The following is a 12,681-nucleotide window of genomic DNA, read 5'->3' on the forward strand; positions in this document are numbered from 1 at the left end:
AAATACCGCAGCGCGCAGCGCGGAGGTTGTTAGATGACACGTTCCATCGGTCTGCTCGTCGTCGGCGACGAGATCCTCTCGGGCAAGCGTGCCGACAAGCACATGCCCAAGCTCATCGAGCTGCTCGCCGCACGCGGCATGCAGTTGGGCTGGGCCGAATACGTCGGCGACGAGCCGACCCGCATCACCGCCGCGCTGGGGCGCGCCTTCGCCTCGGGCGACATCGTGTTCTCGACCGGCGGCATCGGCGCCACGCCGGACGACCACACGCGCCAGTGCGCGGCCGCGGCCCTGGGCGTGCCGCTGGCCCTGCATCCCGAGGCCGAGGTGCTGATCCGTGAGCGCATGCAGGACACGGCGCGCGAGCAGGGCAAGGCCTACGAGCCCGATCACCCGGACAACGTGCATCGGCTGAACATGGGCGTGTTCCCCCTGGGGGCCAAGATCATCCGCAACCCCTACAACAAGATCCCCGGCTTCAGCGTGGCCGACGTGCATTTCGTCCCCGGCTTCCCGGTCATGGCCTGGCCGATGATCGAATCGGTGCTGGACGAGCGCTACGGCGATCTTTTCGCCCGCGGCCGGTCGGTCGAAAAGTCCGTGATCGTCTATGGTGCGATGGAGGCCACGCTGACGCCGCTGATGGAAGCCGTCGAGCGCACGCATCCGGGCATCAAGGTGTTCAGCCTGCCGAGCGTCGACCATGTGGAGCATGGGCGCCACATCGAGCTGGGCGTCAAGGGCGATGCCGAGCGCGTCGACGCGGCCTATGCCCAGTTGATGGACGGGCTGCACAGCTTTGGTGTGCCACTCGGCCCCGAATTGGTGCGTTGATTCGCAGGGCACCAATTTGGTTACAACTTGCCTGTTTTTGGGGTCCCGGCGGCGGGCTGGACGCCCCATCGTGCCCCTGACAATGGCACAGAAACTGCATTCCCGATCCCGCTGTTGTATTTCCCACCCCAACCATTCCAAGGAGAAGCCTGATGGCTAAGACCGTCGCCGATGTACTCAAACTCGTCAAGGAAAACGAGGTCAAGTTCGTCGACTTCCGATTCACCGACACCCGCGGCAAGGAGCAGCACGTGACCGTGCCGGTCTCGCACTTCGACGAGGGCAAGTTCAACGACGGTCACGCCTTCGACGGCTCGTCGATCGCCGGTTGGAAGGGCATCGAGGCCTCGGACATGCTGCTCATGCCCGACCCCAACACGGCCAACATCGACCCCTTCTTCGAAGAGACCACCCTCATCCTCACCTGCGACGTGGTCGACCCCACCGACGGCAAGCCCTATGAGCGCGACCCGCGTTCGCTGGCCAAGCGCGCCGAGGCCTACATGAAGGCCTCCGGCCTGGGCGACACCGCCTTCTTCGGGCCGGAGCCCGAGTTCTTCGTGTTCGATGGCGTGCGCTGGCAGAACGACATGTCCGGCTGCTACGTCAAGATCGAGTCCGAAGAGGCCTCGTGGAACACCGGCAAGGAATTCGAGCACGGCAACACGGGCCATCGCCCGGCCGTCAAGGGCGGCTACTTCCCGGTCCCGCCGGTCGACAGCTTCCAGGACATGCGCTCCGAAATGTGCCTGGTGCTCGAATCCCTGGGCATCCCGGTCGAGGTGCATCACCACGAAGTGGCGAACGCCGGCCAGATGGAACTCGGCACCAAGTTCAGCACGCTGATCCAGCGCGCCGACTGGGTCCAGCTGCAGAAGTACGTGATCCACAACGTCGCCCACGCCTATGGCAAGACCGCGACCTTCATGCCCAAGCCCATCGTCGGCGACAACGGCTCCGGCATGCACGTGCACCAGTCGGTCTGGAAGGACGGCAAGAACCTGTTCGCCGGCGACGGCTATGCGGGCCTGAGCGACTTCGCACTGCACTACATCGGCGGCATCATCAAGCACGCCCGTGCGCTCAACGCCATCACCAACCCCGGCACCAACAGCTACAAGCGCCTGGTCCCCGGCTTCGAAGCCCCGGTGAAGCTGGCCTACTCGGCCAAGAACCGTTCGGCCTCGATCCGTATCCCCTTCGTGGCCAACCCGAAGGGCCGCCGCGTCGAGGCTCGCTTCCCCGATCCGATGATGAACCCCTACCTCGGCTTCGCCGCCATGCTGATGGCCGGCCTGGACGGCGTGGAGAACAAGATCCATCCGGGCGAGGCCGCCAGCAAGGACCTCTACCACCTGCCGCCGGAAGAAGACGCGCTGATCCCGACCGTGTGCCACAGCCTCGACCAGGCGCTCGACTACCTCGACAAGGACCGCGCCTTCCTGACCAAGGGCGGCGTGTTCACCGATGCCTACCTCGACGCCTACATCGACCTCAAGATGCAGGAAGTCACGCGCTTCCGCATGGCCACCCACCCGGTCGAGTTCGACATGTACTACAGCCTGTAAGGGCTCTCGCCCTCACGGGGCGCCTTTCAGTGAAATAAAGGACGGCTTGCCGTCCTTTTTTCTTGGGGCGCCGGCCCCTTGTGGCAGCACCATCGAATTGCATGAAAATGCCATCCGGTTGCCCACTTTCCTACGACGATCATGAAGACTTCTTTCGTTTACCTGCTGGCCGCACTGGCAGTGGCCGGCGTCCATGTGCAGGCCCAGGCGCAGCAGGAGCGCGTCTGGCGCTGCGGCAACGAATACACCAACAACGCCACCATGGCCCAGCAGCGCGGCTGCAAGGTCATGGAAGGCGGCAACGTTACCATCGTCCAGGGCAGCCGCCCGGTCGCCGCCGCGGCCGCCAGCAGCAGCACCTCCGCCGTGCGCGCGCCGGCCGGCAGCCCGCGTGTCGAGGGTGTCGACCAGCGTGCCCGGGACGGCGAAGCCCGCTCGGTGCTGGAGTCCGAGCTCAAGAAGGCCGAGGAGCGCCAGGCCCAGCTGCTCAAGGAATACAACAACGGCGAGCCCGAAAAGCAGGGCGGCGAAGCCCGCAACTATCAGAAGTACCTCGACCGGGTGGCCGAGATGAAGGCCGAGATCTCCCGCAACGAGAGCGACATTGCCGGCATCCGCCGCGAGATCGGTCGCCTGCCGGCCCAGCGTTGATGGCCTTTGGCAAGTCTGCTGCTGCCGCCAAGCGCTTCCAGGCCTTCGATCTCCTCTCCACGCTGATCGCGGTGGTGCGCACCGACGGCTCGGTGCTTTTCGCCAATGCCGGCCTCGAGGACGCACTGGGCACTTCGCGCCGCACGCTCGAAGGCTCGCAGTTCGGCGCCTGCTTTCACGAGCCCCAGGTACTGCGCACTGCCATCGAAGGCGCGCGCAGCAACGACTTCGCCACGCTGCGCTACGAGGCCTTCCTGCGCCGCGTCAATCACGAGCTGATGCCGGTGCAGGTCACGCTTGCGCAGGGCGACCGTGCGGGCGAGCTGATCATCGAGATGTCGCCGCTCGAGCAGCAGGTGCGGCAGGACCGCGAGGAGCGCCTGCTGGACCAGGCGCAGGCCAACAAGGAGCTGATCCGCAACCTCGCGCACGAGATCAAGAACCCGCTCGGCGGCATCCGCGGCGCGGCGCAGCTGCTGCAGATGGAAGTGGAATCGCGCGACCAGGTGGAATACACGCAGGTCATCATCCACGAGGCCGATCGCCTGCAGACGCTGGTCGATCGCCTGCTGGCGCCGCACCGGCGGCCGCACGTGGTGGGCGACGTCAACATCCACGAGGTCTGCGAACGCGTGCGCTCGGTCATCCTCGCGGAGTTCCCGCGCGACCTGCACATCGAGCGCGACTTCGACGTGTCGATCCCGGAGTTCCGCGGCGATCGCGAGCAACTGATCCAGGCCACGCTCAACATCGTTCACAACGCAGCGCAGGCGCTCGCCGAGCGGCGCGCGGCGGGCGATGCGCGCATCACCTTCAAGACCCGCGTCGCGCGTCAGGTGATATTCAACAAGCAGTGGTATCGACTGGCACTGGAATTGCATGTCATCGACAATGGACCGGGTGTGCCGGACGCGATCAAGGACCGCATCTTCTACCCGCTGGTGTCGGGCAGGGAAGGCGGTACTGGCCTTGGATTGACGCTGGCACAAACTTTCGTGCAACAGCACCACGGCGTGATCGAGTGCGACAGTGTTCCGGGCCGGACTGATTTCAAGATATTGATACCGTTGCCTTAGGACAGGGAAGAAGGAACTGCATGAAGCCGATCTGGATAGTGGATGACGACCAATCGATACGCTTCGTGCTCGAAAAAGCGCTGCTGCGCGAAGACCTGCCCACCCGCAGCTTCACCAACACCCGCGAAGTGCTCGCGGCACTCGAGGCCGCGGCCGACGACGAGACGCAGGGCCCCCAGGTCCTGGTGAGCGACATCCGCATGCCGGGCGGCTCGGGCCTGGACCTGCTCGACAAGATCAAGGCCAAGCATCCCGGCCTGCCGGTCATCATCATGACCGCCTTCTCCGACCTCGACAGCGCCGTCTCGGCCTTCCAGGGCGGCGCCTTCGAATACCTGCCCAAGCCCTTCGACCTGCCGCGCGCGGTGGAGCTGATCCGCCGCGCCGTCGACGAAAGCCAGCGCGAGGAAGTGGCCGAGGAGCGCATGGCCGCCGCCCCCGAGATGCTGGGCCAGGCGCCGGCCATGCAGGACGTGTTCCGCGCCATCGGGCGCCTGTCGCAGAGCAACGTCACGGTGCTCATCACCGGCGAGTCCGGCAGCGGCAAGGAACTGGTTGCGCGCGCGCTGCACAAGCATTCGCCGCGGGCCAACGGGCCCTTCGTGGCGATCAACACCGCCGCGATCCCGAAGGACCTGCTCGAGAGCGAGCTCTTCGGCCACGAGCGCGGCGCCTTCACCGGCGCGCAGACCATGCGGCGCGGCCGCTTCGAACAGGCCGAGGGCGGCACGCTGTTTCTCGACGAGATCGGCGACATGCCCTTCGACCTGCAGACGCGCCTCTTGCGCGTGCTGAGCGACGGGCATTTCTATCGGGTGGGCGGCCACAACTCGGTCAAGGCCAACGTGCGCGTGATCGCGGCCACGCACCAGGACCTGGAGCAGCGCGTGAAGCTGGGGGGCTTCCGCGAGGACCTGTTCCACCGCCTCAACGTGATCCGGCTGCGCCTGCCGGCGTTGCGCGAACGCGGCGAGGACGTGCCCGCGCTCACCCGCCACTTCCTGCAGCAGAGCGCCAAGCAACTCGGCGTCGAGCCCAAGCGCATTTCGGATGCGGCGCTGGCGCGCCTGTCGACCTTCTCCTTCCCCGGCAACGTCCGGCAGCTCGAGAACATCTGCCACTGGCTCACCGTGATGGCGCCGGCGCAGCTGATCGAGGCCAAGGACCTGCCGCCCGAGGTGATGGCGGGCGCAGCGGTCGAGGGGCCGCTCGCCGCGTCGAGCACGGCGCCGGTGGCGGCGGCGGAAGTCGCCGACCGCGAGCCGGCCGCTCCGTCGGTCGCCTCCGCTGCCGCGGTGCCGCCCGTGGCGGCGGCCGCCGGCGCTCAGGTCGGCTGGGAAAGCGGGCTCGAACAGGAGGCCCAGAGCCTGCTGGCAGCCGGCCGCCACGATGTGTGGGACACGCTGTCGCGCCGCTTCGAATCGCGCCTGATCCTCACGGCCCTGGCCAACACGCGCGGCCGCCGCATCGAGGCGGCGCAAAAGCTCGGCATCGGCCGCAACACCATCACCCGCAAGATCCAGGAGCTGGGCCTGGAGTAGGGCTGGCGCAGGGCCCGAAGCAGAGCCGGCACGCGGCCCGTGCTCAGCGGCTGCGCTGGCCCAGCGTCAGCGTGTCGAGCTGGAACTGGCCGCTCTTGTCCCACAGCCAGGTGTCGACATAGGTGTGCGCGCCGACCTTGCCCGGGTTCGGCAGCGGCGAGGCATCCTTGATCAATTCGGCAATCTTGCCGCTGACCTCCGGCGCGTGGCTCGGCGTGCGGCTGAAGTGCACGCCCGTCACGCGGCCCGTGGCGTCGATGTCGGTTTCGGTCACCACCACCGCATACACGAGCGGCGGAATCTTCCCCTTGTAGATGCGCTTGGGGTAGGCGTTGTAGATGTGCCGGGCACCGACTTTCCGGTAGGCTCGCACGGCCGGCGTCTGCATGGTGATGAGGCGCACGCTCGGCGCCTCGGCCGAGGGCCTGGACACTTCGTCCGCCGGCTTGTCGGTGTCGCGCGAAGCCGTGGGCGCTGCGGCCTCCGGCTTGAAAATCGAACAGGCGGAAAGGCTCAGTGCGGCCGCGAGCAGCGCAGCCTTGAACAAGGTGGTTTTCATGCTTCGAGCTCCAGGATGACGGGTGCATGGTCGCTGGGCTTCTCCCATTTGCGCGGTACGCGGTCGATGACGCAGCCCTTCGCCCGCGGCACCAGCGCTTCGCTCACCAGGATGTGGTCGATGCGCAGCCCGCGGTTCTTCTGGTAGCCCAGCATGCGGTAGTCCCACCACGAGTAGCTCTTCTCCGGCTGCTCGAACAGGCGGAAGCTGTCGACCAGCCCGAGCTGCAGCAGAGCCTTGAAATGCTCGCGCTCTTCGGTCGTGTGATGGATGGTCTCCGCCAGGCCCACGGGGTCGAAGCTGTCGCGGTCTTCGGGCGCGATATTGAAGTCGCCCAGCAGTGCGAGCTGCGGATGCGCCGCCAGCTCCTCGCCCAGCCAGTCGCGCAGCGCGCGCAGCCAGCTCATCTTGTAGGCGAACTTCTCGGTGCCGGGCGCCTGTCCGTTGACGAAGTAGCCGTTGACGACGCGCAGCGGACCGGCGGGCGTGTCGACCGTCGCGCTGATGACGCGCGAATGGTCGTCCGCGAAGCCGCCGATGTTCTTCGCGACATCGCGCAAAGGCGCGAGGCTCAGGATGGCGACGCCGTTGTAGGTCCGCTGGCCGAACACCGCCGCGTTGTAGCCGGCGGACTGCAGCACATCCAGCGGGAACTTGTCGTCGCTCATCTTGAGCTCCTGCAGGCACAGCACATCGATGGGATTGGCGATCAGCCAGTCCAGCACGTGCTGGAGCCGGGCCGTGAGGGAGTTGACGTTCCAGGTGGCGATTTTCATGAACGGCTTGCGTGGTGGGTCCGGAACGTCACTCTGGGCGTTCGAGCGTGATGAAGCTGTAGGGCAGGCCATTGGCCGAGACATGCGACTCGCGCGCCGTCTCGCGCCAGGAGACGTCGAAGCGTGGCGCCCAGGCGTCGCCTTCGAAGTCGCGCCCGATCTCGGTCACCAGCGCGCGGTGCGCGAGCGGCTCGGCCTCGGCATAGATCTGCGCGCCGCCGATCACCCACACCTCGGGCTCCTGCGCTTCCTCGCAGCGCGCCAAGGCCTCGTGCAGGTCGGCAGCGCGCTCGGCGCCTTCGGCCTGCCAGTCGGCCTGGCGGGTGATCACGATGTTGCGGCGGCCCGAGAGCGGGCGGAAGCGCGGGGGCAGCGAGTCCCAGGTCCGGCGGCCCATGATCACCGGCGCGCCGGCGGTCTGCCGCTTGAAGTGCGCCAAGTCCTCGGGCAGGTGCCAGGGCATGGAGCCCTCGTGGCCGATCACGCCGTTGGCGGCGCGGGCGAGGATGAGGTTGATGCGGGTGGCCATGCTGCTCTTTGCTTCCTAGACGGCAACGGGCGCCTTGATGGCGTCGTGATGCCGGTAGTCCACCACTTCGAAGTCCTCGTACGCGTAGTCGAAAATCGACGCCGGCTTGCGCTTGATGACGAGCGTGGGGTAGGGGTAGGGCGTGCGGCTCAGCTGCAGCGCCACCTGCTCGGCGTGGTTGCTGTAGATGTGGCAGTCGCCGCCGGTCCAGATGAAATCGCCGACGTCCAGCTCGCACTGCTGCGCGACCATGTGCGTGAGCAGCGCGTAGCTCGCGATGTTGAAGGGCACGCCCAGGAAGATGTCGGCGCTGCGCTGGTAGAGCTGGCAGCTCAGCTTGCCGCGCTCACCTTCGGTTTGGGGCGGGGCCACGTAGAACTGGAAGAAGGCATGGCAGGGCATCAGCGCCATCTTCGACAGCTCGGCCACGTTCCAGGCGCTGACGATGATGCGGCGCGAGTCGGGGTTGGTCTTCAGCGTGTCGATGACTTGCTGGATCTGGTCGATGTGGCCGCCGTCCGGCGTCGGCCAGCTGCGCCACTGCACCCCGTAGACCGGGCCCAGGTCGCCGTCTTCGCGCGCCCATTCGTCCCAGATGGTGACGCCGCGCTCCTTCAGCCAGTTGTTGTTGCTGGAGCCGGTCAGGAACCACAGCAGCTCCTGGATGATGGACTTGAGGTGCACCTTCTTGGTGGTGACCAGCGGAAAGCCTTCGGCCAGGTCGAAGCGCATCTGGTGGCCGAACACGCTCTTGGTGCCGGTGCCGGTGCGGTCGCTCTTGTGCACGCCGTGGGTGTCGACGTGGCGCATGAAGTCTTCGTATTGGGAGCGGGTGGGGTGGGAGGGCATGGGGTCAGAGCTTGTCAGTAAGAGCCGAACAGGGCATCCAGAGCTTCCTGGATTTGACGCTGTTCGCCGCGCAGGCTGGCAACGGGCGAGCGCAGCCAGCTGCGCGGAAAGGTTGCCATGGTGGGCGTGTCGAGGACGACCTCGCGTTCCTGGATGCGAAACGAAGGGTGAACACGCTCCAGGCGCATCCCGTGCGAACGTGCGTCGCGCATTGGAATGACGATGCGTGTTTCCACGGCATCGAGATGGTCGTTCTGGATGTCCAGCACGAAGGGCGTATGCCGGTGCTCGGACTTATCGGGATTCTGGTAGACGTCATAGCGTCCCATGATTTCAAGCGGCCTTCTTCTTGCCGTGGTCCTCGTCGGCGACGCGACCATCTCCCGGACTGCGCGCAAAGGTGCGGTACTTCGCGCCCCAGATGCCTTCGCGTCGGATGCGCGCGTTGTAGTCCTCGATGGCATCCTTGTTCCGCTCTTTCCACTGTTCCCAGTAGACGCGTTCCACTTCCTTGGCAAGCAATGCATCAACCGTCTGCGAAACGTTCATGCCCAGTTCGCGCGCGACCTCGAGTACTTTGCTGTTGAGCGTCAGGTTGGTGGCCTTCTTGGGGGCGTTGTCGAATCGAAGCATGCAGCGACTCCTTGCTCATCAGTGATGCGCACAGTTTACGCGCATGCTTCATGGCAGTCGAATCACCCGACCCGGATTCAGCAGGTTCTGCGGATCAAGCGCCCGCTTGATGGCGCGCATCATCTCCAGCGCGACCGGCGACTTGTGCTTCTCCAGCGTCTCGACCTTGAGCGAGCCCACGCCGTGCTCGGCGGAGAAGGAGCCTTCGAACTGGCGGACCGCCTCGTAGACCAGCGTATTGATACGCGCCTCGTGGTCGCGCAGGAAGTCCCCGTTGCGGGCACCGGCCGGCGCCTGCACGTTGTAGTGCAGGTTGCCGTCGCCCAGGTGTCCGAAGTTCACCAGCCGCACGCCCGGCAGCTCGTATTCGAGCAGCGCATCGGTCTGCTGCACGAAGTCCGGAATGCGCGAGACCGGGATCGAGATGTCGTGCTTGATGTTGAGCCCTTCCTCGGCCTGGGCCAGCGGAATGCTCTCGCGCACATGCCAGAGCTGGTGCGCCTGCGTCAGGTTCTCGGCCACCACCGCATCGCTGACGCAGCCGGCTTCGAAGGCGGTCTCGAGCAGGGCTTCGAAGCGGGCGCGTGCATGGTCTTCCGATTCGTTGTCGGAGTTCTCCAGCAGCACGCAGTAGGGCACGCCGTCGTCCTCGATGAAGGGTACGCGCAGGGTGGGGAAATGCTTGGCCACCAGACTCAGCGCAAAGCGGCCCATCACCTCGAAACCCGTGAGCCCGGCGCCCAGGCGCTTGTGGGCCAGGCCCAGCAGCTCGACCGCCTGCTCCAGCGTGGGCACGGCCGCCCAGGCGGTGAGCTGCGCGGCCGGCAGCGGGTAGAGCTTGAGGGTGGCCGCGGTGATGATGCCCAGCGTGCCCTCGCTGCCGATCATCAGGTCGCGCAGGTCGTAGCCCGTGTTGTCCTTGCGCAGCCCGCTGGTGCCCTGCCAGATGCCGCCCTGCGGCGTCACCACCTCCAGCCCCAGGCACAGGTCGCGCGCGTTGCCGTAGCGCAGCACCTGCGTGCCGCCGGCATTGGTCGCGAGATTGCCGCCGATGGTGCAGCTGCCCTCGGCCGCGAGGCTCAGCGGGAACAGGAAGCCGGCCTTCTCGGCCGTCTCCTGCAGCGTCTGCAGCACGCAGCCGGCCTCCACCGTCATGGTGAGGTTGGCGGCATCGATGCCGCGGATGGCGTTCATGCGCTGCAGGCTCAGCACGATTTGGGTGCCGCTCTCGTCGGGGATCGACCCGACCGCGAGGCCGGTGTTGCCGCCCTGCGGCACGATCGCGCGGCCGGCCGCGGCGCAGGCCTTCACCACCTCGGCCACCTGCTGCGTGCTGCCGGGCCGCACCACGGCCAGCGCCTTGCCGCGGGAGCGCTTGCGCCAGTCCTCTTCCCACGCGCCGAGGTCGCCCTCGGTCAGCACGTTGGCGGCGCCGACGACGGCGCGCAGCTTGTCGATCAACAGGGTGCTCATTCGGTCATCTCCGCGCTACGCGCTGCGGTGCAATTCGACTTGGGGACGACGCAGCGTCTCATGGCGCAACTCCTTCCAATTCGCGGGCAGCCCGCGCATGACGCAGACGCAGGCGCACATGCCAGGCGCAGGCCGCGAAAAGCGCGAGGCACAGCACGACCTCGAGCAGCGCCAGCAGGCGGCCCGTGCCGCCGATGTCGCTCCACGCGCGCACCACGCCCTCGGTGAAATAAAGCCAGACCAGCAAGCTGACCCAGCGGTAGGTGTACATCCGGTTCTTCAGCAGCCCGGCCAACGGGATCGCCAGCGGCAGCACCTTGAGCGCGAGCCACGAGCCGCCCGGGCGCAGCGGCGCGAGCCACAGTTCCCAGGCCAGCCCGAGCACGATCAGCCCGAGCAGGCTGCCGACGGCGAGCCAGCGCGTGGCGGAAACGGAGGAGGGAATGGCGGGAGCGGTCACGGAAGGGCTGGATCGGGATGGCAGGCGCCCGGCTGGCGCGGGACCCGATGGCATGATAGCCGCCATGAATCGCCAGCAACTCTGGAGGGATCTTTCGAATTTTCCCTGGGGCAACACGGCCGCGGTGCTGGGCGAGCGCTTCCGTGAAGATCGCCTGGGCCTCACGGCCAGCAGCCTGACCTTCACCACCACCATCGCGATGGTGCCCTTCTTCACCGTGGCGCTCGCGCTGTTCACGGTGTTCCCCATGTTCGCGACCATGCAGGGGCGGGTGCAGCGCTGGCTGATCGAGAGCCTGATCCCCGACAACATCGCGCGCCAGGTGCTGGGTTACCTCAACACGTTCGCGAGCAAGGCCAGCGGGCTGGGCGTCGCGGGTCTGCTGGTGCTGCTGGCCACGGCCTTCGCGCTGATCCTCACCATCGACAAGACGCTCAACAACATCTGGCGCGTGCGCAGGCCGCGGCCCTTCGCGCAGCGGGTGCTGATCTACTGGGCCGCCATCACGCTCGGCCCCCTGGTGCTGGCGCTGAGCCTGAGCACCACGGCCTACGTCTTCTCGATCTCGCGCGAGTGGGTCGGCCGAGGCATGCTCAAGCTGGTGTTCGACACCTTCGAATTCGTGCTGCTGGCGGGTGGCATGGCCTCGCTCTACCACTACGTGCCCAACACCCGGGTGAAATGGGGCCATGCCTGGGCCGGCGGCTTCTTCGTGGCCGCCACGATCGAGATCGCGAAGCGGGTGCTGGCCTACTACCTGAGCCTGGTGCCGACCTACTCGGTCCTCTACGGCGCCTTCGCCACCGTGCCGATCCTGCTGATCTGGATCTACGTTGCGTGGGTCATCGTGCTGCTGGGCGCGGTCATCGCCGCCTACCTGCCCAGCCTGCTGAGCGGCGTGGCGCGGCGCGGGGGCTTCCCGGGCTGGCCGCTGCAACTGGCGGTGGAGGCGCTGCAGCAGCTGGCGCAGGCGAAGGCCACCGCCGCCAAGGGACTGGGCACGGCCGAGCTGGTGGCGCGCATGCGCGTCGATGCGCTGCAGCTGGCGCCGGTGCTGGCGACACTGGTCGCGCTCGATTGGATCGGACCCTTGGCCGAGGAGCCCGACAACGAGGACCCGCGCTACGTGCTGCTGGCCGACCCGGGCCGCACCTCGCTCGAGCCGCTGCTCGAGGAGCTGCTGCTGCCCCGGACCCCGCCGCTCGATAACCTGTGGCAGCGCGGACCCTTGCGCACGCTGCTCCTGCAAGATGTGCTGGCCTATCGATAATGGCGGCGCACCCTTCCAACCTCACCCATTCAGCCTTGAACGATTCCGTCAACCCCGCGACCCTGCACGCCGCCGGCGACACCCTGTGGGTCGTCTGCCTCTGCGCCGAATGGTGCGGCGCCTGCCGCGAGTACCGGCCGCTGTTCGAGCAGGTCGCGCGCGCGCATCCGAGCTTGCGCTTCGCCTGGGTCGACATCGAGGACCATGCCGAGCTGGCCGACGACTTCGATGTCGAGACCTTCCCCACCCTGCTGGTGGCGGGCGAGTCCGGCACCCGATTCCTCGGGCCGTTGCTGCCGCACGCCGAGACGCTGGCGCGCTTGCTCGGTGCCTTGCAGCCGGCGCAGGCCTCGAGCCCCGAGGTCCGTACGCTGCTCGGCGCCCTGGCGCGCGAGCCCGGCACCTTCCAAGTCACGTAGACGTTGACGCGCCCCTCGGCATCGCTGCGCCGGGGCCCGCCCG

The 12,681-nt window shown here is 67.1% G+C and carries 15 protein-coding genes; 7 read left to right on the forward strand and 8 right to left on the reverse strand.

Features of this window, described 5'->3' with window-relative positions; genetic code table 11:
• Nucleotides 1-33 precede the first annotated feature (33 nt).
• From AC3A6Y_RS25590 to ntrC, 5 genes are all read left to right on the forward strand, one after another.
• Nucleotides 34-834 (forward strand): competence/damage-inducible protein A, encoded by an 801-nt coding sequence (locus tag AC3A6Y_RS25590; protein ID WP_487871045.1) that lies wholly within the window; start codon nucleotides 34-36, stop codon nucleotides 832-834.
• A 152-nt stretch (nucleotides 835-986) separates the two neighbouring features.
• Nucleotides 987-2,402 (forward strand): type I glutamate--ammonia ligase, encoded by a 1,416-nt coding sequence (gene glnA / locus AC3A6Y_RS25595; protein WP_487871046.1) that lies wholly within the window; start codon nucleotides 987-989, stop codon nucleotides 2,400-2,402.
• 141 nt (nucleotides 2,403-2,543) lie between these two features.
• A complete protein-coding gene (locus AC3A6Y_RS25600) occupies nucleotides 2,544-3,053 on the forward strand; it encodes a hypothetical protein (RefSeq protein ID WP_487871047.1) in 510 nt (169 codons plus the stop codon).
• Nucleotides 3,053-4,129: a nitrogen regulation protein NR(II) gene (gene glnL, locus AC3A6Y_RS25605; RefSeq protein ID WP_309970158.1), complete on the forward strand. Its 1,077-nt coding sequence runs from the start codon at nucleotides 3,053-3,055 to the stop codon at nucleotides 4,127-4,129. The genes AC3A6Y_RS25600 and glnL overlap by 1 nt, the downstream gene beginning before the upstream one ends.
• Before the next feature lie 20 nt (nucleotides 4,130-4,149).
• Nucleotides 4,150-5,670 (forward strand): nitrogen regulation protein NR(I), encoded by a 1,521-nt coding sequence (gene ntrC / locus AC3A6Y_RS25610; RefSeq protein WP_487871048.1) that lies wholly within the window; start codon nucleotides 4,150-4,152, stop codon nucleotides 5,668-5,670.
• Between the two features lie 43 nt (nucleotides 5,671-5,713).
• On the opposite strand, the gene AC3A6Y_RS25615 is transcribed toward ntrC, so the two are convergent.
• Genes AC3A6Y_RS25615 through AC3A6Y_RS25650 form a run of 8 tightly spaced genes read right to left on the reverse strand, consistent with a single transcriptional unit; the run spans nucleotide 5,714 to nucleotide 10,973 of the window.
• Nucleotides 5,714-6,229, reverse strand: a complete 516-nt coding sequence (locus tag AC3A6Y_RS25615; protein WP_487871049.1) for a hypothetical protein — start codon at nucleotides 6,227-6,229, stop codon at nucleotides 5,714-5,716.
• Entirely contained in the window at nucleotides 6,226-7,005 is a 780-nt protein-coding gene (xth, locus tag AC3A6Y_RS25620; protein ID WP_487871050.1) for an exodeoxyribonuclease III, read from the reverse strand. The genes AC3A6Y_RS25615 and xth overlap by 4 nt, the downstream gene beginning before the upstream one ends.
• A 28-nt stretch (nucleotides 7,006-7,033) precedes the next feature.
• A complete protein-coding gene (locus AC3A6Y_RS25625) occupies nucleotides 7,034-7,534 on the reverse strand; it encodes a dihydrofolate reductase (RefSeq protein ID WP_487871051.1) in 501 nt (166 codons plus the stop codon).
• A 15-nt stretch (nucleotides 7,535-7,549) separates the two neighbouring features.
• Nucleotides 7,550-8,383, reverse strand: coding sequence for a thymidylate synthase (locus AC3A6Y_RS25630; protein WP_487871052.1), 834 nt, complete (start codon nucleotides 8,381-8,383; stop codon nucleotides 7,550-7,552).
• A 14-nt stretch (nucleotides 8,384-8,397) separates the two neighbouring features.
• Entirely contained in the window at nucleotides 8,398-8,712 is a 315-nt protein-coding gene (locus AC3A6Y_RS25635; RefSeq protein WP_487871053.1) for a CcdB family protein, read from the reverse strand.
• A 4-nt stretch (nucleotides 8,713-8,716) separates the two neighbouring features.
• Nucleotides 8,717-9,016, reverse strand: a complete 300-nt coding sequence (locus AC3A6Y_RS25640; RefSeq protein ID WP_487871054.1) for a type II toxin-antitoxin system CcdA family antitoxin — start codon at nucleotides 9,014-9,016, stop codon at nucleotides 8,717-8,719.
• 48 nt (nucleotides 9,017-9,064) lie between these two features.
• Nucleotides 9,065-10,489: an FAD-binding oxidoreductase gene (locus AC3A6Y_RS25645; RefSeq protein ID WP_487871055.1), complete on the reverse strand. Its 1,425-nt coding sequence runs from the start codon at nucleotides 10,487-10,489 to the stop codon at nucleotides 9,065-9,067.
• 58 nt (nucleotides 10,490-10,547) lie between these two features.
• Nucleotides 10,548-10,973: a DUF2069 domain-containing protein gene (locus tag AC3A6Y_RS25650; RefSeq protein WP_487871186.1), complete on the reverse strand. Its 426-nt coding sequence runs from the start codon at nucleotides 10,971-10,973 to the stop codon at nucleotides 10,548-10,550.
• Nucleotides 10,974-11,001: 28 nt separating this feature from the next.
• On the opposite strand from AC3A6Y_RS25650, the gene AC3A6Y_RS25655 reads away from it, so the two are divergent.
• Nucleotides 11,002-12,219, forward strand: coding sequence for a YihY family inner membrane protein (locus AC3A6Y_RS25655; RefSeq protein ID WP_487871056.1), 1,218 nt, complete (start codon nucleotides 11,002-11,004; stop codon nucleotides 12,217-12,219).
• 35 nt (nucleotides 12,220-12,254) lie between these two features.
• On the forward strand, nucleotides 12,255-12,638 hold the full coding sequence (locus AC3A6Y_RS25660; protein WP_487871057.1) for a thioredoxin family protein: 384 nt from the start codon (nucleotides 12,255-12,257) through the stop codon (nucleotides 12,636-12,638).
• Nucleotides 12,639-12,681: the final 43 nt, after the last annotated feature.

Source organism: Variovorax sp. Soil_C_17 (genome assembly GCF_057657265.1).

What these genes read in the sequence shown, in the direction of transcription:
- AC3A6Y_RS25615 (WP_487871049.1), bottom strand. Translation starts at nt 6,229, where the DNA reads ATGAAAACCACCTTGTTCAAGGCTGCGCTGCTCGCGGCCGCACTGAGC.
- glnL (WP_309970158.1), top strand. Translation starts at nt 3,053, where the DNA reads ATGGCCTTTGGCAAGTCTGCTGCTGCCGCCAAGCGCTTCCAGGCCTTC.
- ntrC (WP_487871048.1), top strand. Translation starts at nt 4,150, where the DNA reads ATGAAGCCGATCTGGATAGTGGATGACGACCAATCGATACGCTTCGTG.
- AC3A6Y_RS25655 (WP_487871056.1), top strand. Translation starts at nt 11,002, where the DNA reads ATGATAGCCGCCATGAATCGCCAGCAACTCTGGAGGGATCTTTCGAAT.
- AC3A6Y_RS25630 (WP_487871052.1), bottom strand. Translation starts at nt 8,383, where the DNA reads ATGCCCTCCCACCCCACCCGCTCCCAATACGAAGACTTCATGCGCCAC.
- AC3A6Y_RS25645 (WP_487871055.1), bottom strand. Translation starts at nt 10,489, where the DNA reads ATGAGCACCCTGTTGATCGACAAGCTGCGCGCCGTCGTCGGCGCCGCC.
- AC3A6Y_RS25625 (WP_487871051.1), bottom strand. Translation starts at nt 7,534, where the DNA reads ATGGCCACCCGCATCAACCTCATCCTCGCCCGCGCCGCCAACGGCGTG.
- glnA (WP_487871046.1), top strand. Translation starts at nt 987, where the DNA reads ATGGCTAAGACCGTCGCCGATGTACTCAAACTCGTCAAGGAAAACGAG.
- AC3A6Y_RS25640 (WP_487871054.1), bottom strand. Translation starts at nt 9,016, where the DNA reads ATGCTTCGATTCGACAACGCCCCCAAGAAGGCCACCAACCTGACGCTC.
- AC3A6Y_RS25600 (WP_487871047.1), top strand. Translation starts at nt 2,544, where the DNA reads ATGAAGACTTCTTTCGTTTACCTGCTGGCCGCACTGGCAGTGGCCGGC.
- AC3A6Y_RS25635 (WP_487871053.1), bottom strand. Translation starts at nt 8,712, where the DNA reads ATGGGACGCTATGACGTCTACCAGAATCCCGATAAGTCCGAGCACCGG.
- xth (WP_487871050.1), bottom strand. Translation starts at nt 7,005, where the DNA reads ATGAAAATCGCCACCTGGAACGTCAACTCCCTCACGGCCCGGCTCCAG.
- AC3A6Y_RS25590 (WP_487871045.1), top strand. Translation starts at nt 34, where the DNA reads ATGACACGTTCCATCGGTCTGCTCGTCGTCGGCGACGAGATCCTCTCG.